This is a genomic window from Catalinimonas alkaloidigena (assembly GCF_900100765.1).
Classification (GTDB): Bacteria; Bacteroidota; Bacteroidia; order Cytophagales; family Flexibacteraceae; genus Mooreia; species Mooreia alkaloidigena.
Genome location: NZ_FNFO01000012.1, coordinates 1 through 22,436 on the forward strand (window position 1 = coordinate 1; position 22,436 = coordinate 22,436).

Annotated in this window: 15 protein-coding genes; 11 read left to right on the forward strand and 4 right to left on the reverse strand. The window is 56.6% G+C overall.

The features are described 5' to 3' along the window. Positions 1-190 (forward strand): hypothetical protein (locus BLR44_RS29080; protein WP_218127170.1); only part of this gene is annotated, 190 nt, incomplete at its 5' end. Between the two features lie 256 nt (positions 191-446). On the opposite strand, the gene BLR44_RS23910 is transcribed toward BLR44_RS29080, so the two are convergent. Both BLR44_RS23910 and BLR44_RS23915 read right to left on the reverse strand, forming a co-directional pair. After that, entirely contained in the window at positions 447-2,414 is a 1,968-nt protein-coding gene (locus BLR44_RS23910) for a DUF3857 domain-containing transglutaminase family protein (protein WP_089686958.1), read from the reverse strand. Between the two features lie 11 nt (positions 2,415-2,425). Then, positions 2,426-4,351 (reverse strand): DUF3857 domain-containing protein, encoded by a 1,926-nt coding sequence (locus tag BLR44_RS23915; protein WP_176956189.1) that lies wholly within the window; start codon positions 4,349-4,351, stop codon positions 2,426-2,428. A gap of 318 nt (positions 4,352-4,669) precedes the next feature. Between BLR44_RS23915 and BLR44_RS23920 the strand changes: the two genes are divergently transcribed. The 8 genes from BLR44_RS23920 to BLR44_RS23955 all read left to right on the forward strand — a co-directional run bounded on the left by BLR44_RS23920 (position 4,670) and on the right by BLR44_RS23955 (position 14,957). After that, positions 4,670-5,566 (forward strand): Ppx/GppA phosphatase family protein, encoded by an 897-nt coding sequence (locus BLR44_RS23920; RefSeq protein WP_089686961.1) that lies wholly within the window; start codon positions 4,670-4,672, stop codon positions 5,564-5,566. Between the two features lie 90 nt (positions 5,567-5,656). Beyond that, positions 5,657-6,754, forward strand: coding sequence for a Nif3-like dinuclear metal center hexameric protein (locus tag BLR44_RS23925; RefSeq protein WP_089686964.1), 1,098 nt, complete (start codon positions 5,657-5,659; stop codon positions 6,752-6,754). A gap of 3 nt (positions 6,755-6,757) precedes the next feature. After that, positions 6,758-7,489, forward strand: coding sequence for a zinc ribbon domain-containing protein (locus BLR44_RS23930; RefSeq protein WP_089686967.1), 732 nt, complete (start codon positions 6,758-6,760; stop codon positions 7,487-7,489). 3 nt (positions 7,490-7,492) lie between these two features. Then, on the forward strand, positions 7,493-9,016 hold the full coding sequence (locus BLR44_RS23935) for a tetratricopeptide repeat protein (protein WP_218127171.1): 1,524 nt from the start codon (positions 7,493-7,495) through the stop codon (positions 9,014-9,016). A gap of 3 nt (positions 9,017-9,019) precedes the next feature. Further along, positions 9,020-10,291, forward strand: a complete 1,272-nt coding sequence (gene pabB, locus BLR44_RS23940) for an aminodeoxychorismate synthase component I (protein ID WP_089686970.1) — start codon at positions 9,020-9,022, stop codon at positions 10,289-10,291. A 137-nt stretch (positions 10,292-10,428) separates the two neighbouring features. Next, positions 10,429-11,493 carry a signal peptidase I gene (gene lepB / locus BLR44_RS23945; RefSeq protein ID WP_089687342.1) on the forward strand — a complete coding sequence of 355 codons (1,065 nt, stop codon included), beginning with the start codon at positions 10,429-10,431 and terminating at the stop codon, positions 11,491-11,493. Between the two features lie 154 nt (positions 11,494-11,647). After that, positions 11,648-13,972 carry a TonB-dependent receptor gene (locus BLR44_RS23950; RefSeq protein WP_089686972.1) on the forward strand — a complete coding sequence of 775 codons (2,325 nt, stop codon included), beginning with the start codon at positions 11,648-11,650 and terminating at the stop codon, positions 13,970-13,972. A 16-nt stretch (positions 13,973-13,988) separates the two neighbouring features. Further along, positions 13,989-14,957 carry a pectinesterase family protein gene (locus BLR44_RS23955; protein WP_089686974.1) on the forward strand — a complete coding sequence of 323 codons (969 nt, stop codon included), beginning with the start codon at positions 13,989-13,991 and terminating at the stop codon, positions 14,955-14,957. Between the two features lie 4 nt (positions 14,958-14,961). On the opposite strand, the gene BLR44_RS23960 is transcribed toward BLR44_RS23955, so the two are convergent. Further along, entirely contained in the window at positions 14,962-15,648 is a 687-nt protein-coding gene (locus tag BLR44_RS23960) for a DUF998 domain-containing protein (protein ID WP_089686976.1), read from the reverse strand. 1 nt (position 15,649) lies between these two features. Then, positions 15,650-18,283, reverse strand: coding sequence for a phosphatidylglycerol lysyltransferase domain-containing protein (locus BLR44_RS23965; RefSeq protein ID WP_089686978.1), 2,634 nt, complete (start codon positions 18,281-18,283; stop codon positions 15,650-15,652). A 204-nt stretch (positions 18,284-18,487) separates the two neighbouring features. Here BLR44_RS23965 and BLR44_RS23970 point away from each other — a divergent pair, with 204 nt between their 5' ends. Together BLR44_RS23970 and BLR44_RS23975 are read left to right on the forward strand one after the other, a co-directional pair. Then, complete coding sequence (locus BLR44_RS23970) at positions 18,488-19,165, forward strand: DUF1003 domain-containing protein (protein WP_218127172.1); 678 nt, start codon at positions 18,488-18,490, stop codon at positions 19,163-19,165. Between the two features lie 238 nt (positions 19,166-19,403). Continuing rightward, a complete protein-coding gene (locus tag BLR44_RS23975; RefSeq protein ID WP_089686983.1) occupies positions 19,404-22,433 on the forward strand; it encodes a tetratricopeptide repeat protein in 3,030 nt (1,009 codons plus the stop codon). Positions 22,434-22,436: the final 3 nt, after the last annotated feature.

Genomic DNA, 22,436 nt, shown 5'->3' on the forward strand with positions numbered 1-22,436 from the left:
CTTTGCGTGTGACCTTTCGATCAAAAGCGGCTGCAAAACTAGTAACCTTTTTCCCTCCTGTCAACCCCTCTACCCAAAAATATTTTCGCTCGCCTTCCCTCCGCTTCCCCTCGCCAGCTTCTCCGTCGAAGGGGCTGCAAAGGTAAGCAAAGGCCCGACACCCGCAATACCTCACTTCAAAAAAATGTAACCTTTTTACAGCCCTCCTTTTTCCTCAGCCTGACGGTAAGATGACTATGCCACTACACTGCGTTGCTACCTTCGGCCATGAGAATCACCGAATGCCTTTTAATTCAACTACTTACCTCCCCTACTCAAGGCTTCTTACGCAGCGCACTTGCCTGTGCGGCCGCAGCTTTTGCTTTCTATTATATAGGTATAGAAGATCAGAACCGCCCCGGCGCTACCCTTGGCAGAGCGGGGGCGGTTTTGATATCAATCACGGGCTATTCGGTAGCGACCAAGACGAGCTGGAGCTGATCAGCTTTGCTTACGTTCTTACAGAACTCAGCAAACTCTTTATAGCGAGTCGCCGGATACTGTCCTTTTTTCATCTCCAACGTCCGCATGTATACAATCTGATCTCCCTCCTGGCTTACATCAACTTGATAGCGTCCGAATGCAGACTGGAACTGCGCACCCTCTCCCAAGAACTCTACCTTGTACCCTTCGGGCAAGCGGTAGCGGATCGTGTCGGCATCTAAAAAGCTCATTGACAGAAAGACATCGCCGCGGCGCTCGGATTTGGTTTCCAGGCGCATGTCGAAGCGATTCATAAGATTGGGCTTCAGAAACAAGCGCTTTCCGCTGCTGGCGGCGCAGTTGCGTACCGTGAGGTCGAGCGCCTCGGTCACTTCCGGTATGCGTGCCTTGTGCTCCTCAAACGAAAAGTTGTTGATCTCGAAACTTGGGATGTCGATTCTCTTATATAACCACTTACGCTGTTCGTCGTGGGTCTCGCCATGAATCACCCGGTGGTAGGAGTCCTGCTGCAGGCCCGTATACACCGTCTTGATGTGCGCAGTGGCGTGTCCGCTCGCCTGCAACTGCACCTCAGCCGTGCGCGACAGACGATTGCTCTGGGCATCGTACACTGGGGTGTGCACCACCTTACCGCCCTCGGGCGTGATCATCAGGGCATGACGGTCGCCGGTAAAGCGCCCGGCATAGCCCATGGGGTTGCTCTGACTGGTGCATTCCAGCCATACGGTGTCGGCGGCGAGCGGCACGCAAAGCACCACGTGGTTAAACTGCCGGCTCGGGAAATCGACGAGCATGTCGGTTTCGTCCGCCCCGGCGGCAATCAGGGTATAGTAACTCGTAATGCCAGCGGCCCGCAGCAACGCTTTTGTGTAATTAGAAAGCGCTTTGCAATCGCCGTAGCCTTTGGCATCGACCTCGCTGGCTGGAAACGGCTGCCACCCGCCAATGCCGAGCTGAATGCTCACGTAACGGGTTTTGCCTTGCATGAATTCGTACACGCGGCGAATCTTCTCGTACGGATCGTCAGTGCCTTCCACCAGAGCTTTAACCTGCGCTTCGGTGGCGGCCGGCAGCTGGTCGCGCCCTTCGTTCAATACGTTGCTCCACTGCCCGAAAGAAGCCCAGGTGGACGCATCACCGGCGTAACCGTCGACTTCAAACTCGACGGGCGCGGTTCTGACGATGGGCACATACTGCTCGAACGAACCGCTGAACGGCTCTCTTTTAACCGGCGAAAGGTCCTGCAACGTCCAGGTGTGCACGTGTTTGCCGTCCTGAGTTTCTACTTTTCTGGTCAGGGGCGACGTGGGATCGCCCGCTTCACCTCCGGTCCGGTCCGTTGGCTGCGGTACGTTTTCGTGGTAGCGGAGCGTCATCCCCGACGGCATGGAAATAACCAGACGTGCCTTCTCAATGGCCAGGTTTTCTTCATCCTGCGGGGCCCACTCCGGATAAAACAACGTTGCCCGCCAATCCCATTCGTATTCGAATTCAACGGTGTAGGGATATTGCTCCCGCTGAAACTCCGCCACCTTGATGCGGTTGTCGCTGTAGAGCGAAAACCCGTCGAAGGCGCTGAAATCGCGGATATCCGATTTCTTTAACCGCTCCACCACTTTACCTTCTGCGTCGTACAACGTGCCCGACAACGATTTGAACCGCATGAGCTTATCGTAGTTTACCACGACCGTGGCGTAATCTTTGGCTCGTTTGTCGAGCACCGTGACGGCGTAATGAACTCGATATACCGCTTCGCCGCGTGACTTGACGTCGAAGAACGTTTCGTGATCGCGGATTACGGCGTAAGCGTTTTCCTTTAAAGCCGCCGGAATGGCCGCAACCGGATACATAGGATCGGCAGCCTGGGCCACGCCCGTCCACAGCATCGCGCAACCCATGCATAATCGAAATAAGAACGTGTTCGTTTTCATGGTGTCGGGCTTTAGTTTTTCTTCAACACCACCTGTTCGGCGTGCTTGGCGACGATCATATTATAGAACTCGCGCAGGTAGGTATACTCCTCGCCAAAGTACATCGGCTTCATGAGTTGAACCTTACTGATGACCTGTACCTTATTGTTCATCACCGTGGCGCTGTACGTAAACTTTCCGCCTTTGTCGGGAAGCGTTACCAACACTGGTTTGGGCATCTCCTCCACGCTATAGCCTTCTGGAATGTTGATGGAAACGATGTGGACCTTTTCGCTGGTCATTCCGTAGTCAACCGGGAACTTGCGCGCTTCCGATTTAAACGGATTTTCGGTGATGCCTTCCAGCATCATGGGCGTCAGGTAGATCATGTCCCCGGTGGCCATGCCCCCTTCCGTCGCGATGTCGTACTCCAGTTTCAGGGCTTCGTCCGCTTGCTCCAGGTTGCTGATCGCCAGATTGCTGACGTTCCAGTCGCTGTGCTTCTTGACAAACGCATCGGTAAATTCGTCTTTCCCCTCTTTCAGAATGGCACTGCGGGTAATCATGGCGGCGTGTCCGGCACTCGACACGTTCATACGGCCGACCACTTGCCCCGCTTCGTCCAGTTCGATCTGCGCCTGCGTCATCAAAGAGGCGCGCGCGTTGCCCTGAGTCTCTACCCATCCCGGCCGGGTGGTAGAAACCCGCCAGCCGTTTCCGTTCAGGCACCGGAAGGGCAGCATGTCGGGCATCGACAGGGGGTCGGTGGCATCGATCAAAAATTCCGCACCTTCGTGCTGCACCGCGACTACTACGTAATTGAACCGGGCGATCAGCGGTACGGCCGGGTTAACGCGGCCGTGGCTGCGGGTGCTCAGAATCACCGGATCAGCTTGGTAGCCGGCTTCGCGCAACATCGCCGTCAGAATCAGGTTCACCTCCGCCACGTTGCCAACTCCTTTGTCGTACGCCTTGCGCAAGCCGTTCGACAGAAAAATGTGGTTCATCTCGCCGTTCCATTTCACTTTGCTACGGACGTGGTTGAAAATGGCGGCCATTTGTGCGGCCGGTTGGCTGTGCTGCGTTTTGATCAACGCCAGTTCGTTTTTAAAGTACCCGGTTCGGCTGATCGACTGCCCGAAATCATCGCTCTCCAGCAAATCCTTATTTAAGGTCGCCCAACTCCGGGCGTAGCTGTCCGTCATTTGCCCAGGAATCTCGACTCCCGTCAACTCGAACTCGATCTTCGCGATGTAATCGGCGAAGGTCGTCATGTACTGCTCTTCATGCAGCGCCGGCACCTCCTTCATGATCCATTTGTACTCGACGCTGGGAATGTTTTGCACGTGACTCTGCAACGAAGACTGACCGGAGCGTCCTTGGCCGTTGTTATAGGTCATGTTCAGTTGTGTCGAGGCGCGCTTCTGATCCGCCACAAAGAAAGGTTCGTACCCCTGCGACAGTTGCTTGTACACAAACCAGTCGGGAATGGTCACGTTGTATTCCGACCATAATACAGGAATGTCCGACTGAAATGCCCAGTCGCGCAGGTTCCACAAGAAGGGCGATTGTATGCGGTACGTAAATTCGATGATCGATCCTTCGCGCACGTTGGGCAGCGTAAACTTCTGCCGCTGGATCGTCTTCGATAGCTCTTCGGAAAAGATGCCGGACTTGTCCAGCTTTTCCTTTTCTACTTTTCCGTCGACCAGATTGTACGTGTAGCCCTTCAGCGTGGGCAGCACTTCCTTGTCGCCGCTACGTTCGGTCAGCGTTACATAACTGGAAGCGTAGTCCAGACCGGCTTTGGTGAGGATCTTGATGCGTGTATGGCGCTCGAAGTTGACGCGAAGCCCCAGACCATTAGCCCATTCGAAATAGCTTTGTCCTACGTCGAACAGTACCACGGCGGCCGCGCCCGAATCGGAGGCGGGTAAGGCTACTGAAAAATCCTCCACTTCGATTTTCCCGAACTTTTGCTGAGGCGATTGCGCTCTTCCCGTCCCCCATAGGCAGACTAACAGACTCGTTATGAGTCCGTTACGGATCGATAAAAAATGCATTTAGCTATGTTAAAGAGTGAACACAGTTAAGAATTATAGGCAAATAAATAATCATTACTTCATAAATCCTATTTTTATTTTGTTGAAGTTTTCTTGATTTTTACCGGCTTCTTACCCCCATTGAAAGGGAAGCGTCATTTTAGGCAAACGTCTGCATAGAGGTCTTCTCCGATTCCTGCCTATTTTTGCCTACGATTAACTTAATAATCCTACATGAAACTAGCTGCCATCGACGCCGGCTCTAATGCCGTCCGCCTCCAGATTACCGAAGTAATCGAATACCGTGGCAACGCTACGTTCAAACGACTGGAATACATTCGCTTTCCGCTGCGGTTGGGGCTTGATGTGTTCAACGGGGGCGAAATCAGCCCCATGTTGCAGGAGAAGTTTCTGCGCCTGATGCAGGCCTTCAAAATCATGATCGATCTCTATAATGTAGACGACGTGATGGCCTGCGCGACGTCGGCCATGCGCGAAGCCCTCAACGGACACGATTTGGTAGCACGGGTGGCCGAAGAAGTGGGCATCGACATCGAAATCATCGACGGCAAGCGCGAAGCCGAGATTACCAATGCCGCCATTATCCGGACCCTGACGAACGGCGGTTACCTGCACATCGACGTAGGGGGCGGCAGCACCGAACTTAACGTCTACTACCGCCAGCAGAAAGTGGCGTCGGAATCGTTCCGGCTGGGATCGGTCCGGAACCTGCAAAACAAAGCGCTTCGCGAAGTGTGGCAGGAGATGACCGACTGGATTCAGAACGAAGTGAAGGAAGAATACCGCCCGCTGACGGCAGTGGGCACCGGGGGCAACATCCTGGCGATCTACGAACTGGCCGCGAAGAAGAACCTGCGTAACCGCTCGATCGACCTCAGCGAGATGAAAAACGTCCGGCACCGCCTGGAAATGCTCACGCTTGAGGAACGTCTGAACGTGCTGATGCTCCCTGCCGACCGTGCCGATGTCATTGTACCGGCTTCGGAAATTTACCTGACGGTAATGAAGCTGGCGAAAGCCAAGAAGATTCAGGCCCCGGAAATTGGATTGAAAGACGGCATGTTGCAGGTACTCTACGAACGCCAACTGGAAAAGCGCGTTACCGAATGAGTGCCGTTGCGCGCCGCAACCGCCCGTAGCGGCCGTTCGGACGCGCGTTGCTCTTCACCCGGCGGCCCGCCACCTTAACTTAATTAGTGCATGAAAATCAAAGAGGTTCTCCACCACCTGGAAGCCCTGGCTCCGCCTGCCCTACAGGAAAGTTACGACAACGCCGGGCTCATCACCGGCCATCCCGACTGGGAAGTAACCGGCGCACTGCTGACGCTGGACTGTACCGAGCCGGTGATCGAAGAAGCCCTCCAAAAGAGCTGCAACCTGATTATCGCCCACCACCCCATCGTATTCCGCGGTTTGAAAAGCCTGACCGGTCGCAATTACGTGGAACGGACGGTGATTACCGCGCTGAAAAACGACATTGCCGTTTACGCCATCCACACCAACCTCGACCATGTGCACCAAGGCGTCAACGCCCGCATTGCTCAACGGTTGGGCTTACAGCAACCGCGCATTTTGTCCCCCAAAGAAGGAATGTTGCTGAAACTCACGGTGTTTGTTCCCCGCGAAAACAGCGCCGCCCTCCGTGAAGCGCTTCACCAGGCGGGAGCCGGCAACATCGGCAACTATTCCGAGTGCAGCTTTCGGACCGACGGAATGGGCACGTTTCGTCCCAACGAACGGGCCAACCCGCACCTCGGCACACACCACCACCTGGAGGAGGTTCAGGAAGAACGCATCGAGGTGATTCTGCCTACCTGGCAACGCGGGGCCGTGCTGAGCGCCATGCGCCAGGCCCACCCGTACGAGGAAGTGGCGTATTACCTTTCGCCCCTCGAAAACACCTGGCAGGAAGTAGGCGCCGGGATGATTGGCACGTTGCCCACGCCCCTGTCCGAACGCGATTTCCTGGCCTACCTGAAAGAAAAGATGCAGTTGCAGGTGATTCGCCATACGGCCCTACGCCAGCGGCCGGTCGAGCGCGTCGCCGTTTGCGGCGGGGCGGGCAGCTTTCTGCTTAAACCCGCCCTGCGCCAACAGGCCGACGTATTGGTCACGGCCGATTTCAAATACCATGAGTTCTTCGATGCGGACGGAAAAATCGTCATTGCCGACATCGGCCACTTTGAGAGCGAAACCTTTACGCGAGAATTACTAGGCGACTACTTGTCGGAAAAAATTGCTAATTTTGCGACCTATTTTTCGGAAACCCCGACCAACCCCGTACATTATTTCTTCTGATTCATGGAAAAAACCGTCGCCCAGAAATTAGATGCCCTCAAGCATCTCCAAGATATTGACTCTCAAATCGACGCCATCAAAAAGATTCGCGGTGACCTTCCGGAAGAGGTGAGTGACCTGGAAGACGAGATTGCTGGTTATGAGACACGGGTTCGGAAATTTGAAAACGAACTGGTTGATCTGAACGAAGAGATCAACCGCAGCAAGCAGGAAATCAAGACGGCCGAAAAACTCATCAAGAAGTATGAGGAACAGCAGATGAACGTCCGCAACAACCGCGAATACGACGCCATCAGCAAAGAGGTCGAACTGCAAACCCTCGAAATCCAGATTCTGGAGAAACGCATCCGGGAAATCAACTACAAGATCGATCGTAAGAAAGAAGAGATCGATCAGTTGAAAAACATGATGGAAGAACGGGGACAGGATCTTGACAACAAGAAAAACGAACTGAACAACATCATTGGCGAAAGCGAGCACGACGAGCAGAAGCTTGTGGACGAGCGCGAAAAAGCCGTGGGTGAGATCGAAGATCGCTTGCTCTATTCCTACAACCGTATCCGCAAAAACGCCCGGAACGGACTGGCCGTTGTTTCAGTCCGTCGCGATGCCTGCGGTGGCTGCTTCAACCAGGTGCCACCGCAACGGCAGGCCGACATTCGCGACAAGAAAAAAATCATTGTTTGCGAACACTGCGGTCGTATTCTGGCCGATGTAGAAAGCGTCGAAGTCTAAACCATGCCATCCCTTTTGGTAGGGCAGGTATTTGCTATTTCCCGAAAGAGGGCAGCCGTGTGCTGCCCTCTTTTCCTTTTATTGCTGCCGTTGGTGGGGCTGGCCCAATCGTCCGATTTCCGCTACGACGTACCGCTCCAACGCGCCCACGAGGCCTTGCTGCAATTGCGTCTGGACGAGGCGTGCCGCCAACTGGCCGGGCTGCGTGCTCAGCAGCCCTCTAACGGGATGGTGCTCTGGCTCGAAAACTACGCCGACGTGGCTGTGTTGCTGACCCGGGAAGAGCACCACGAATACGAACGCCGCAAACCGCACGAAGCGGCCCGTCTCAAAGCGCTGGCCCAGCTCGACGCCCGCTCTCCTTATTACCTCTTTACGCAGGCGGAAGTCAAACTTCAGTGGGCCATTGTTCATTACCGTTTCGGCGAAAACTGGGCCGCCGCGCGGGGCATCTGGCAGGCCTGGCAGTGGCTGAAAGAAAACGACCGCAAGTTTCCGGACTTTGCCCTGCATCAGAAATCGCTGGGTGTTCTGCACGTGCTGCTCGGCTCCATTCCCGAGAAATACGATTGGATGATGGCACTGCTCGGTTTGCGGGGCGACGTGCAGGAAGGCATGGCCCGACTGGTCCGCGCCGCCGAAACCACCGGCCCCACACAAACCGAAGCCGCCTTTCTGCGTGCGTTGCTACAGCATTACGTTTTGCGGCAGGACCAGGCAGCGCTTCAGGCGCTCGACTCGCTGCGGCAACGCCATCCTGACAACGAGTTGATCGACTTTTTCTACCTCAATTCGCTCCTGAAGTCGTCGCAGAACGAAAAAGCGCTGGCGCTGTACCGGCCGGAACGCTTCGACAGCACGTATCTGCCATTGCCGTTTTACCCGTACCTGCGCGGGGAAATGTTGCTCTACCGGGGGGATTACGACGCTGCGGCAACTCAACTGGCGCAGTTTGTGGGCAGCTATACCGGCCACAATCACCTGAAAGACGGCTATTACAAACTGTTTCTGGCCTACTGGCTCAGCCACCAGGAAACGGCGGCCCAAGCAGCACTGGCGCACATCAAAAACATGGGGACCACACTTACGGACGCCGACCGTTACGCGCTACGATTCGCCGAGGATCAGCCCCTGCCCCACCGCGCTCTGTTGCGCGCCCGCCTCTTTTCCGACGGCGGATATTATGAGGAAGCCCAGGCGACGCTCCGTACGAAGCGTGCCGACGATTTTAAAAACCTGCGCGACCAAACGGAGTTTTATTACCGTCAGGGACGGATTTATCAATTGCAGGGCAAGTCCGCTGAGGCGCTGCAGCTGTACGCACAGACCATCCGCACGGGCGGCGAACACCCCTGGTACTATGCGCCCAACGCCGCGCTGCAATCGGGGTATCTTCTGCTGGCGCGAGGCGAGCTGGAAGGAGCGCAGCAGTCGTTTCGGCAGGCCCTCTCGTTCCCGGATCATCCGTATAAAGACAGTATCGACAACAAAGCCCGCGCCGCCTTACAGCAGCTTCGCCATCGCTAGTCTATGGAAACGCAGTACTTCCCGGTTGAAGATCTGGCTACGTTCCGCCAGCAGGCGTTGCGGTGGGCCAGTCGGCAGGAGCCGGTTCTCTACCTGAATCCCAACGACCTTGCCTATCCGCACGGTGCCTTCCGGCACCTGCTGGCCGTCGGCGCACGGCGCGTGCTGCCCGTCACGCCACAGTTCTTCGATCGGTTGGCCGACTTTCACCAAGGGCGGTGGCTCTTCGGCTATTTTGGCTACGATCTGAAGAACCAACTCGAACGCCTGCACAGCCACCACCCCGACCGCATCGGTTTTCCGGACGCCTTTTTCTTTGAACCGCTGGTGCTGCTGTTCCTGGACGAAACTCGCGTCGGCATTGGGTCCGATCAGCCGCAAAGCATTTACGAAGCCATTCGGGCGGAACCGCGTTCTGAAACCAAAGCCACTAACAACCCCGTACAGCTTCGGGCTTCTGTCGACCGGGCTACCTACGTGCAAAACGTCGCCCACATCCGGCAGCACATCGAGGAAGGCGATGTGTATGAACTGAATTACTGCACCGAATTTTTTGCTGAAGAAGCTACGCTCGATCCGCTGGCCACGTACCTCGCTTTGAACGCCCGGTCGCCCACGCCGTTTTCAGCTTTTCTACGACTTGGCGAGCGGTACCTGATGTGCGCCTCGCCCGAACGCTTCCTGAAAAAAGAAGGCGCTCACATCATTTCGCAGCCGATCAAAGGCACCATCCCGCGCTCGCGCCACACCATGACCGACGCCCGTCTGCGCCACGCCCTGTACCACAGCCCCAAAGAGCGGGCGGAAAACATGATGATTGTCGACTTGGTGCGCAACGATCTGGCCCGGAGTGCGCAACCCGGCACCGTTCAGGTCGACGAGCTTTTCGGCATTTACCCGTTTCGCCATCTTCACCAGATGATTTCGACCATCAGCGCGCAACTGCGTCCTGACCTTTCTTTTGTCGACGCAATTCGCTGCGCCTTTCCGATGGGCAGCATGACCGGAGCACCCAAGATCCGAGCGATGGCGTTGATCGAACAGTACGAAAACCGGCGCCGGGGACTGTTCTCAGGCGCGGTCGGCTACATGACCCCCGAAGGCGATTTCGATTTCAACGTCGTGATCCGCAGTCTGTTCTACCACACTACCACACAAACGCTTTCGTTTCAGGTAGGCAGCGCCATTACCTACGATTCCGTGGCCGCCCGCGAGTGGGACGAGTGCCAGCTAAAAGCCCGCGCCATCCGCGAGGTGCTGGAAAAGCGCTTGTAGGTAAACAGTACCAACGATAGGATGCAAAGACCGATCTTGTATTGGCGTACCATAACTTTTGATTCAATCACCGATTAACGCCATGAACCGCTCAACCAATAAGCAATCATTGGTTAGCTTTGGCCCTTTACCTGCTTATGGCCCGAAAGCCCAAATCTTCTGCCCGCGAATGGACTGAAGCGATTCTTTTTGCAGTAGTCGCCGCCACGCTGATCCGATGGCTGTTTTTAGAAGCCTTCACCATTCCGAGCCCCTCCATGGAAAAAACGCTCCTCGTGGGCGATTTTCTCTTTGTCAGTAAAATTCATTACGGAGCACGCACGCCCCAGACGCCCCTCCAGGTGCCGTTGACTCACCAGACGCTCTGGGGTACCGACCAGCCCTCCTATTCCACCAGGCTCCAGTGGCCCATGTTCCGGTTGCCGGGCATTTCGCACGTGCAGCGCAACGACGTAGTCGTCTTCAACTTTCCGCCCGAGCTCGATCATCCCGTCGACCTCAAAACGCACTACATCAAGCGCTGTCTGGCCGTGGGAGGCGATACGCTCCAAATCCGGAACCGTCAGGTGTACATCAACGGAGAAGCCGCGCCCAATCCGACAGAGATGCAATTCAGTTACCTGCTCGAGGTCGGGACGGTCGAACTCAAACCCGCGTTCTTCAAGCAGTGGGACATTCGGGAGTGGCAGCGGGTACCGGGCGGTTTCAAAATCTACACGACGCCGGCCATTGCCGATTCGCTGCGGAACGAAGCACAGGTCAAGCGCCTGGAGCCGTTGGAAGAACAACCCGGCGTCGCCGACAATTACGTTTTTCCCAACGCCGCCGCCCTTTTTCCCTGGAATCAGGACAACTTCGGGCCGTTGTGGATTCCGGCCGAGGGCGGCACCCTCCCGATGACGAAAGAAAACGTGGCACTCTATGGGGAGACGATCCGCCGGTACGAACATCTGCGCAAAGTCGAACTTAAAGACAACCAACTGCTGATCGACGGGGCACCGGTGCAGGAATATACGTTCCGACAGAACTACTATTTTATGATGGGCGACAACCGCCACAACTCGCTCGACTCGCGTTACTGGGGCTTTGTGCCAGAAGACCACATCGTCGGCAAAGCCATTTTTATCTGGATGTCGATGGAACGGGAAAACAAAGGCACCGACGGCGTGCGGTGGAACCGGATTTTCCAGGCCATCCGGTGAATGGAAGGCGCTGATTACGACTCGTCGCATGAAGTCAACCTGTTCAGCGCCCGATTATCTCTAAAATTGAGTACAAAGGCCACGACTCGTGTTTCTCTATACCTGAATACCTATATAATACGTCTCTTCACAGAACTGCTACTTTCCCATCGCTATGGTGCGTTGTCTTCTCTTTTGCCTCTTGGGTCTGTTGGGATCGGCGGGGGCTTACGCCCAAACGTCCGAAATCCGGGGGTTTCTGTACGATGCGGCCAGCGGTGAGCCGCTTCTGTATACGCCCGTTTTTCTGGTGGGCACTTCGTACGGCGCAGTTACGGACGTAAACGGCTACTTCAGCCTCAACCGCATCCCGCCCGGCGACTACACGCTACGGGCGACTTCGCTCGGTTACGACACCCTAACCGAAGCGGTCTCGGTTACGGCCGGGCAAATCCTGACGCGCAAACTCTACCTGAACGAACAGGTACAAGAACTCCAGACGGTTGAAGTCCGCAGCACGCGCATCCCGAAAGAAAGCGTGGTGAACGCTTCGGTCACGACCATCACGCCCCAGCAGATCAAACTGTTGCCCAGCGTCGGGGGTGCCCCCGACGTAGCGCAATACCTCCAAACCATTCCCGGCGTGATTTTTACCGGTGATCAGGGCGGTCAGCTCTACATCCGGGGCGGTACGCCGGTGCAGTCGCTGTTTCTGCTCGATGGCATGATCATCTACAACCCGTTGCATTCCATCGGGTTGTTCTCCGTATTCGATACCGACATTCTGAAAAGCGTCGACGTCTATACGGGCGGTTTCGGGGCAGAATACGGTGCCCGTACCTCGGCGGTCGTGGACCTGCACACGGCCGATGGCAACAAAAACCGCCTGACGGGCCAACTCGGGGCCAATCCGTTTACTGCCAAACTGACGCTGGAAGGGCCTCTGAAAAAAGCTGACGCCAACGGCACCGCCATCACGTTTCTGCTGAGCGGCCGCACCTCCTACCTGAATCGCACGTCCACCACGCTCTACGACTACGCCCAAACCAGCAACGCCGTGCAGTCGAACGCGGGCCTCCCTTACCAGTTCAACGATTTCTACGGCAAGGTGACCCTTTCGGGGGCGGGGGGCAGCAAGCTTAGCCTGTTCGGGTTCAACTTCAACGACCGGGCCGACCTAGGCTATCCGTTCAGCTTTGGCTGGGATTCGTGGGGAGCGGGTTCCAACTTCCTTCTTCTGTTCAACGGCTCGTCGGTGGTAATGGAAGGGCGCTTTGCTTACAGCCAGTACCAGATTGGCCTGACGGAAGCCACGGCCGCACCCCGCGAAAGCAGCATCGGGAGTTTCAACGGCGGGCTCGATTTCACCTACTACTTGGGCAAGAGTGACCTGAAATATGGATTCGGGGTGATTGGCAACAACACCAGTTTTACCTCGGCCGGTACGCCCACGCAGCGGCAGTTGTTGTACGACCTCAAGGCCTTCAATACCGAACTCTTTGGGTACGCCCGCTACCGGATTGTACACCCGCGTTTTGTACTGGAACCCGGCTTTCGGGTGCATTATTACGCCTCGCTCAACCAGATTTCGCCAGAACCGCGCCTCGGTGCCAAATTCAACCTGACCGACCGGGTACGCCTGAAAGCGGCGACGGGGCTCTACTCGCAGAACCTGATCGCGACGCAATCGGACCGCGACGTGGTCAACCTGTTTACCGGCTTCGTTTCCAGTCCGGATCGCATTGCCGGGGCCGACGGCCAAACCGTCAGCGACCGGCTGCAACGGGCGTTTCACCTGGTCACGGGGGTGGAATGGGATCTCAACGACGACCTGGAACTGAACGTAGAGCCTTACCTGAAACAGTTCGGGCAGGTGATCAACGTGAACCGGGAACGGCTCCGCTCCAGCGATCCGGAATTTATTGTCGAGCAGGGACTCGCACGTGGGGTCGATGTGTCGCTGCGCTACGTGCAAGGTTCTCTGCTGTTGCAAGGCACTTATTCGCTGGCGGAAGTGACGCGCCAGTACGATACGCGCGAAGGCCTCCCCCTTACGTACTACCCCAACTTCGACCGGCGGCACAACGTGAACCTGCTCGGCGTGCTATCGTTCGGCGCCCGGCAGGACTGGGAAGTCAGCGCCCGCTGGAATCTGGGCTCCGGTTTTCCGTTTACGCAAACCCAGGGATTTTACGAGAACCTGAGTTTCGGGAACGACCTGAGCGTAGACCTGAGTCAGTTGAACGGGAATCTGGGCATTCTTTACACGAGCGACTTCGACCCGACGCTGCTCAACGCCGGGCGGCTCCCCTACTACCACCGCCTGGACCTTTCTCTGAAGAAAACGTTTACACTGAATCGTTACTCCAAGTTTGAGATCAACGCCGGGGTGACCAACGCCTACAACCGAAAGAATTTATTTTACTTCGATCGAGTGAATTACCAGCGCGTCAACCAGTTACCGATTCTGCCGACGCTGGGCGTCAACTGGTCTTTTTAACCTTTTCCGCTTCATTATGCCTTTTAAAACGTTCGTCTTCTTCCTAATCACGCTGCTTGCTTCCGCTGCCCTTCACGCGCAAACGTCCTACGACCTGGTAGTGGCGGCCGACGGCAGTGGCGACTTCACCACCATCCAGGCGGCATTCGATGCCGTGCCCGCACTGCGCAAAAACCGAACGCAGATTTTTGTCAAACCCGGTACGTACAAAGAAAAACTCACGCTACCCGCCAACAAAACGAACGTTTCGCTGATTGGCGAATATCCACACACTACGGTCATCACCTACGACGATTACGCTTCGAAAAAGAACCGGTTCGGCGAAGAGATCGGCACGTCGGGTTCGTCAGGATTTTTCGTGTTCGGCGATGGCTTCATTGCCCGCAACCTTACCTTTCAGAACTCGGCGGGACCCGTAGGACAGGCCGTGGCGGTGCGCGTCGATGGCGACCAGGTTATTTTCGACAATTGTCGCTTCCTCGGTTTTCAGGACACCCTCTACCCGCACGGCGAAAAAAGCCGCCAGTACTACCGCAACTGCTACGTGGAAGGCACGGTCGATTTTATTTTCGGCTGGTCGACGGCCGTATTCGAAGACTGCGAAATCTTCTGTAAAGAGAGCGGCTACATCACCGCCGCCTCTACGCTGGAAGAAACGCCCTACGGCTTTGTTTTCCTGCGCTGCAACCTCACGGGCAGCGCGCCCGCCCATTCCTTTTACCTGGGTCGTCCGTGGCGACCTTATGCCAAAACCGTATTTGTCGACTGCACCATGGGACCGCACATCAAACCCGAAGGCTGGCACAACTGGAACAAACCCGAGGCCGAACAGACCAGTTTCTATGCTGAGTATAACAGCAAAGGGCCCGGTGCCGCGCCCAAAAAACGCGTGCGCTGGTCACACCAGCTGACCCCACCCGAAGCGCAGGCCTATACCCTCAGCAACATCTTCGGCGACTGGAATCCTCTGGCAGAACTGAAGTGATGTTTTATACGGGAACGGGATGCCCGTTCTGGGTACCGTCTCGCATAAAGTAGGCCAGCACCACCAGATACAGGTAATAAACTGCCGTAAACAAGCGTTGCCACAATCCTTCGTAGGCCCATGCCGGAACGGACCTGGAGGTGAGAAACAGCACAATGGCACTCGTCCCCAACACCAGTACCCCCCACGTGAAGCTGTGCATACGCGGGAAGCATGCCTTGGGAAAGAGCGGCAGGAGCACGACCGGAATCAGCATCAGCCCAATGACCCCGATGCCACTGACCGCATTGTGCATGTATCCCAGGGGGGTCAACACACCGTCCACCCGGTTAGCCGGAAAAATGCCGGAACCGATGCCCTCGCCTGCGGCATAGAGGCCAATGAGTTCACTGGCTCTGCGCACAGGTTTTCCGTAGGCCGCGAAGGTTTTGCGAAAGCCCACGGCGAACCAAAGAAGCAGTCCGCCCAAGAGGATCCACCAGGCCGACATTTCCGTGGCCAACGGGCTGGCCGCCGTGCCCAACACGCTCATGGGTTGACGCAGGTGACTGTAACCGGGGTAGAACGCTCCTCCTACGTAGGTCGCCAGAAAGTCGCCCCCACATCCCAACCAGCAGGCCCAGGCGGCCCCTTTTCTCCAGAAAGCAGCAACCGGGCGGGGTTGTAAGGGAAATAGTGATACGTTCTTCATGCTACGCTCCAACAGTCACCGAATCGGTCGTACGCGACACGCGCGTGAGCACACTGGGCACCCGCAACAGGTCGAAATCCTGATCATAAATCAGGTATTTCGTTTTCCAGACCGGCTGAAACTTGTCTTTAAAATGCCGCAGCCCGTGAAAACCTTCGAATCGCGGCAGGTGCTCGTACGCAAAACGCAAGGTTCGCCCCGGCAATCCTTCTGCCGTTTCCAGGCCGGCCAGCGGGGCCAGTCCCAGGTTGCATTGCCGAACGCCCTTTTCCTTCAGGTAAAGAAAGAGGTGAACCAGGAGAAAATCGAGCGCGCCGTTGGGCGCATCGTCGGTACGTCTGATTAAATCGTACGTCGCCTCGCCAAAGGCACGATCGGGAATGAGATTCAGAAACGCGACAATCTTCTGTTCGGCATTTTCGACAGCCAGCACGGTGCAAACACGCAGTTTGCCCTCATCGAACCATCCGTCGGTAAAGCCTACTTCTTGTCGTGCGTTGCTGCGGAGCCATTCGTCCGAGACTTGCCGCAGGCGTTGTAACGTTCCGCCCGCAAGTGGTGGCGGATACACACGCAACGTATACCCTTCTTTTTCGACCTTCTTCAGCGCATTGCGCAGCGACTTCATCGCTCCGCCCTCTAGAGTAAACTGTGTCAGGTCTACCACCGCCTCTTGTCCGATGGGCAGGGCCCGCTTTCGTAACGCTTCGTAAACGGGCAGGTCTTCTTCATTAACCCGGTAGTAAAACGAAGCCTGCCCCTGTTCCCGACACCATTGGTCGAACTCTTCCACGGCCGCGCGGAGCGACTTAGTCGGCGCGACGACCGGGTTTTCCAGCACCACCGCGTAGTGATGAGCCACCCGATACGCCACCAGCGCCTGCGCATCTTCCGAAAACCAGTAATTTTTGTCGAGGTATGTCTTGAAGTAGTCCAGAGACGCGTGGCCATAGGTTTCCACAAAGCGCTCTGCCCGCTGCTGCTCATCCGAGTCATCCGGGGGGGATCCTGCCCACGGACGCCACAGGTGGTAACTGACGAAGAGGACCACCGCCGCGCCGCCCACGTACAGGGAAGTCAGAAATGTGGCCGCAAACGACGTTCGGGGGGTCAGTCCGCTGCTGTCGAACAGAAAGAAAAGCCGGAAAGTAGCGGCGATGGCCTGTTGCCAGGTAAAGGCGATGCCGAAATGACGGGCATCCATCCAGTAAAAGCCCAAAACCCCGTAGATCAGGACGGCTACGAGCGCCCCTACAAAGGTAGCCAATCCCAGACGAGTCGACCGACGGCTCGCCCGCAGCCGATAGGCCGAACGCGCCACACCCAATGTTATCAGCGAAAGCCCGGCTAATGTGGCCTCCTCCCAGTCGATGCCCTTCAGCAAGTGCCCCACCAGCGAAAGCGACGTCAGCAGCACCGCCGTAATCCACGCCCGGCGCGTCCCGACCAGCAGATAAGCCGAGAGCACCATCAGCCAGAGGCCACTTACCAGTACCAACCCTTTCGACGTATGAATCACGCTCGGCAGAACCCACTGCGTGAGGAGATGCAGCCGCGTAGCCAACGCAGGTGTGGCCGCCGAAACCACGTTGATTACGCCCAATGTCAGCATCACCAACGCAGGCCACACACGCACCAGCAAATGGTCGCGGCGCGCCACAAAGCTGAAAACACCGGCCAGCAGCGGCAGCCAGAATTCCAGCAACCGAAACAGCAACGTCACCGAAACCGCTTCGGCCGTCGACAGGCCATATTGGGTGAACAGATACGTCATGGAAACTTCGATGGCTCCCAACCCGCGTAAAAAAGGCGAGGCGATCAACAGCATCACCATCACCACGTATCCAAGTACAGCCGCCGCAAACGGCAGGGCTAAGCCCAGCGCATGGGCCGCTACGTAGACATGGGCCATGCCGATGCCCTCGATTAACACCGACATGCCGAGCGCAGCCAGAAACGCAGACGCACCAATCTGCTGCGCCCGCAACTCGTCGAATGCCACAGTGAGCGACGGGCGCAACTGCACCAACCACTGGTACACCCGGCCCTGCTGCCAGAGGGAGTAAAGCCCCCCACCCAACCCGACTGTCAGAGATACCAGAAACGCAAAGGCCGCGATCTCCGTCACGTTGAGTTCGCCCTGCCACAGCGTCCAGCCCAAGGCGGGCACCGCCACCACCACCACCGACACCAGCCCGCACAGACCATAAAGCGAAGAAGCAACGTGAATTTGCGTGCGGGTGACGCCTTCGCGTTTCAGCGGTTGGGTAAAAAACGCAAGCGACGCAAACCCACCCGCCGGCAAAAAGACACTTAACAAGTTGCGCTTCAGAAAAACGACCAGCGACGCCCCCACCGAGACGCGCCCCCCCAAGGCCCGAAAACTGAAGACATACATCAACGCCTGCAATAGTAGGTAGCCACCCGTGAGGAGTAAACCGACCGCGATCCAGCCGGCATCTGCGTGGCGTAGCAACGTACGCGTCTGACCGACTTCGTGCCACTCGCTGTGTATGAAAAAGAGGGCAAAAACCAGCCCCACCAAGGCCAGCAGGATTTGCCCGACGCGGCCACTTACCCGGACGGGAGGCAGCTTTTCTGTAACGCGTTGCACCAGTTGAATAGCGGTAGCCATACGAACTCATGTCAAAGGACCGATGCGAATCTAGAAGAGATTTACGCACAGGAAAGCGGCGGTGTTGTATTTTAACCACTTCTTAATATCCAACTTATCCTTCCCTCTTTTTCCTTCCGTATTTTCTCTCATGTAGTGTCAAAATATTTGAATTTCATGACATCTTCTCCCAAAAACCTATCCCGCTGCCAGCTCTCCGGCCGCATGGTTCCTCTTAGCGAGCTGGTAGCTATTTCTTCGTTACGTCCAACCCTGTTGGCGCTGATCCGCCGGCAGGTGCTTGCCCTGGACGAAAGCGGCTATGTAAGCCTGGGCGAGCTCAACAAATTCCGCATCCAATACGTGGAGGAAGCCTTACGCCGCGAAGCCGGCGAACTGACCGATCTGGAAAAAGGCATTCTGGAAAGTTTCCGCGAACAGGAAAACATCACCCGCAATACGGAAGCCGAACTGAACCAGCGGCAATCGTTCGGTGACCGGCTGGCCGATCACATTGCCAACTTCGGCGGGAGCTGGAATTTCATCGTCGTCTTTTTTGCCGTGCTGCTGGGCTGGATCCTCCTCAACGCTACGCTGTTAACCCGGCCGTTCGATCCTTACCCGTTCATCCTGATGAACCTGGTGTTGTCGTGTCTGGCGGCCATTCAGGCCCCCATCATCATGATGAGCCAGAATCGGATGGAAGCACGCGACCGCCTGCGCGCCGAGAATGATTATCAGGTGAACCTGAAAGCGGAAATTGAAATCCGCCACCTGCACGAAAAGATGGATCATCTGTTGATGCACCAGTGGCAACGGCTGATGGAAACCCAGCAAATCCAACTGGAAATTCTCCAGGAGATTGTCGATAAAACCTCACCAGCGGCTAACGAGCGGGATTAATTCCGTCGTGCCAGATACTGAGGCGGCGATTCGAACGTTAGCGGAACATACGCCGAAACCTGATTCCCGTTCCCGCTATCGTCCCACCGCTACCGTTTTGTGCAGAAGTTTTCCGTTGGTTTGCCCGGTTGGGTGGCAAACCAAAAAGATTTCACGCAACTTGCGGAGTCAATCCGATGGTGAAACCTCAACGGAATGCCCTGACCCACAGCTACACTGATCTTTAATATACGATTCTATGAACATCCGACACGCAGCCGTGGTAGCGGGCCTGCTGCTGAGCCTGCCGAACGACGGTTTCGGACAACGTACGTTAGGAGAAACGAGCGATTACGCGCAGTTTCAGAATGCGCTTGATCTGCTGGAAAAAGAAAAATACGGGGCGGCACGCAACGCGTTCCAGCAATACCTCGACCTGAAACGCAACGACCTGCAGTCGGTCGAAGCGGAGTATTACCTGGCGATGGCGGCGATGAACCTCTACCATGCCGACGCCGAGAGCAAATTTGCCTCGTTCATCGAGAAGTACCCCAACCACCCCAAGGCGCAACTGGCGTATTACGAGCTCGGCAACTTCTACTACGACCAGCGGAAGTACAACAAAGCCGTGGAGTATTACGAGAAAGCCTCGCAGGCCAACCTGTCGGAGAATCAGCGATACGAAGCGCTGTTCCGGCTGGGCTACGCGCATTTTGCGCAGAAAAACTTTACGGAGGCAGGTAAGGCCTTCGATCAGGTCAAAAACACGAAGTACGAAAAAGCGCCGGCGGCCAGCTACTACAGCGGCTACGTACACCTGCAGGCCGGCAACTACGATCAGGCGTTACAAGACCTGCGCAAGGCCGAAAGCGACGGCGAATACCAGGCACTGGTACCCGCCATGATCACCCACATTTACTACCAGCAGCAACAGTACGACAAGGTGATCGACTACGGCGAAGCCGCCCTGAAACGTGGCCGCATCAACGACGCCGACGCCGTAGCCCTACTGGTGGCCGAGGCCTACTACCGCAAGGGAGACTACGCCGCCGCGGCTTCCCGGTTCAACGACTACGCCAAGGAAAACCGCTCGATCGACGCGGCCGTGCGGTACCGCATCGGGTACAGCAACTTCATGACGGGCAACAACGACGAGGCCATTGCCCAATTCAAAACCCTGGCCGCCAAAGACGATACGCTCGCGCAAAACGCCGCCTATCACCTGGGCATCGCGTACCTGAAAACGGACAACAAGCAGTTTGCCATGACGGCCTTCGACCAGGCCCGCCGTGCTTCGTACGACGATCAGGTGCGGGCCAACGCGCTGTTCAACTACGGCAAAGTGAGCTACGACCTGGGACGTTATGCCGACGCCATCGCGGCCTTTCAGGAGTTTGTCAAACAGTATCCTAAAAATGCGTCGCTTTCGGAGGCGAACGATCTGCTGAGCGAATCGTACCTGAACACCGACAACTACGAAGAGGCCATCGCCCACATCGAGCGGACCGCGCAACCCTCGCCCCGCCTGCGCAAAGCCTACCAGCAGGTGACCTTTTACCGGGGGACGCAGCTGTTCAACGACAAGAAATTCCTTCCGGCCATCGACATGTTCGAGAAGTCGCTGCGTTTTCCAGTCGACCAGAACCTGACGATGGGCGCGCACTACTGGACCGGTGAAACGTGGTCGATCGGGAAACAGTGGGACAAAGCCATCAACAGCTACGCCGCCGTATTTTCCGACTCCCGCTCCGAGCATTACCTGCCCGCCCGTTACGGCATCGGCTACGCCTATTACAATACGAAAGAATACGCCAAGGCCCTGCCCCACTTCCGGGCCTACGTTGAAGCAGGGAAAGCGCAAACGCACTACGACGACGCCCTAGTCCGCCTCGCCGACTGTTATTACACCACCAAGAACTACGCTCAGGCCATCAGCACCTACGATCAGGCCGCCGAGGCCGATGCGTCCGTGCGCGACTACGTTCTGTACCAGAAAGGCATTGTTTACGACCTGATGGGCCAGTCGAACAAGGCGCAGGCCAGTTTCGAGACGCTTACCGAGCAGTTTCCGCGTTCGCGTTACCTGGACGACGCACAGTTTCAGAAGGCGCAACTGGCGTTTGAACAGGGATCGTACGCGGCGGCCATCAACGGTTTCACGACGCTGATCCAGAAAAACAGCAACAGCACGCTGGTGCCGTTCGCGTACCTGCGGCGGGCCATTTCGTACAGCAACCTGCAAAAGCACGAGCAGGCGATCAACGATTACAAAAAAATTCTGGATGCCTACCCCAAGCACGAAACGGCCAACGATGCGCTGCTGGGATTGCAGGAAAACCTGAATGCCGTGAACCGGGGGCAGGAATTTACCGCCTACCTGAACCGCTACAAGCAGGCCAATCCGCAAAGCACCGCGCTGGAAAGCGTCGAGTTTGAGTCGGCCAAGTCGCTGTACTTGGGGCAGAATTACATGGAAGCCATCCAACGGCTGCAGGAGTACATGAAGAACTACCCGAACAGTGCCAACCTGCCCGACGCACGCTACTACCTGGCGGAATCGTACTACCGGGCGGGCGACAATAAACAGGCGCTGCGCTTCCATCAGGACGTGATCCGCGAAAACCGGAGCACGTTTACCAGCCGTTCGCTGGAACGGGTGGCCGAACTCACCTTCAACGCCGGCAATTACCCGGGGGCGGCCTCGTACTACCGTCAGCTTCTGGCCAACGCCAGCAACCGCCGCCAGGAGTCGGGCGCGCTGGTCGGCTTGCTCGAAAGCTACTACCGCCTGCAAAAGTGGGATTCGGTCGACTACTTCTCCGGGCAGATCATGCAGGGCAACAACGCGGGCATCGACGCGCAGAACAAAGCGCTGCTGTACGCCGGAAAGTCGGCGTATGCGCAGAAAAAGCTCGACGACGCCGTCGACTACTTCCTGCAGACCCTCAACTCGGCCAAGGACGAAAACGGTGCCGAAGCACAGTACCTGATGGCCCGGATTTTCTTCGAACAGGGCAAATACGAGCAGTCGCTGGAGACGCTCTACGACCTGAACAAGAAGTTTTCGCAGTACACGCAGTGGCTCGACCGTGGCTTCCTGCTCATTGCGGATAACTTCATTGCGACTGACGAACTCTACCAGGCACGCGCCACGCTGGAGTCGATCGCCGAAAACTCGCCGAACCCGGAAACGAAGAAGGCGGCGCAGGCCAAACTTCTGGTCGTGAAACAGAAAGAACAGGAGAAACAGGCCACTCCTGCCGAAGAAGACACCACCTTTAGCAACTAACCG

Excerpts from the sequence above, each read along its gene's own strand:
- BLR44_RS23960 (WP_089686976.1), bottom strand. The coding sequence starts at position 15,648 with ATGAAGAACGTATCACTATTTCCCTTACAACCCCGCCCGGTTGCTGCT.
- BLR44_RS23950 (WP_089686972.1), top strand. The coding sequence starts at position 11,648 with ATGGTGCGTTGTCTTCTCTTTTGCCTCTTGGGTCTGTTGGGATCGGCG.
- BLR44_RS23975 (WP_089686983.1), top strand. The coding sequence starts at position 19,404 with ATGAACATCCGACACGCAGCCGTGGTAGCGGGCCTGCTGCTGAGCCTG.
- pabB (WP_089686970.1), top strand. The coding sequence starts at position 9,020 with ATGGAAACGCAGTACTTCCCGGTTGAAGATCTGGCTACGTTCCGCCAG.
- BLR44_RS23970 (WP_218127172.1), top strand. The coding sequence starts at position 18,488 with ATGGTTCCTCTTAGCGAGCTGGTAGCTATTTCTTCGTTACGTCCAACC.
- BLR44_RS23935 (WP_218127171.1), top strand. The coding sequence starts at position 7,493 with ATGCCATCCCTTTTGGTAGGGCAGGTATTTGCTATTTCCCGAAAGAGG.
- BLR44_RS23955 (WP_089686974.1), top strand. The coding sequence starts at position 13,989 with ATGCCTTTTAAAACGTTCGTCTTCTTCCTAATCACGCTGCTTGCTTCC.
- lepB (WP_089687342.1), top strand. The coding sequence starts at position 10,429 with ATGGCCCGAAAGCCCAAATCTTCTGCCCGCGAATGGACTGAAGCGATT.
- BLR44_RS23910 (WP_089686958.1), bottom strand. The coding sequence starts at position 2,414 with ATGAAAACGAACACGTTCTTATTTCGATTATGCATGGGTTGCGCGATG.
- BLR44_RS23925 (WP_089686964.1), top strand. The coding sequence starts at position 5,657 with ATGAAAATCAAAGAGGTTCTCCACCACCTGGAAGCCCTGGCTCCGCCT.
- BLR44_RS23965 (WP_089686978.1), bottom strand. The coding sequence starts at position 18,283 with ATGGCTACCGCTATTCAACTGGTGCAACGCGTTACAGAAAAGCTGCCT.
- BLR44_RS23920 (WP_089686961.1), top strand. The coding sequence starts at position 4,670 with ATGAAACTAGCTGCCATCGACGCCGGCTCTAATGCCGTCCGCCTCCAG.
- BLR44_RS23930 (WP_089686967.1), top strand. The coding sequence starts at position 6,758 with ATGGAAAAAACCGTCGCCCAGAAATTAGATGCCCTCAAGCATCTCCAA.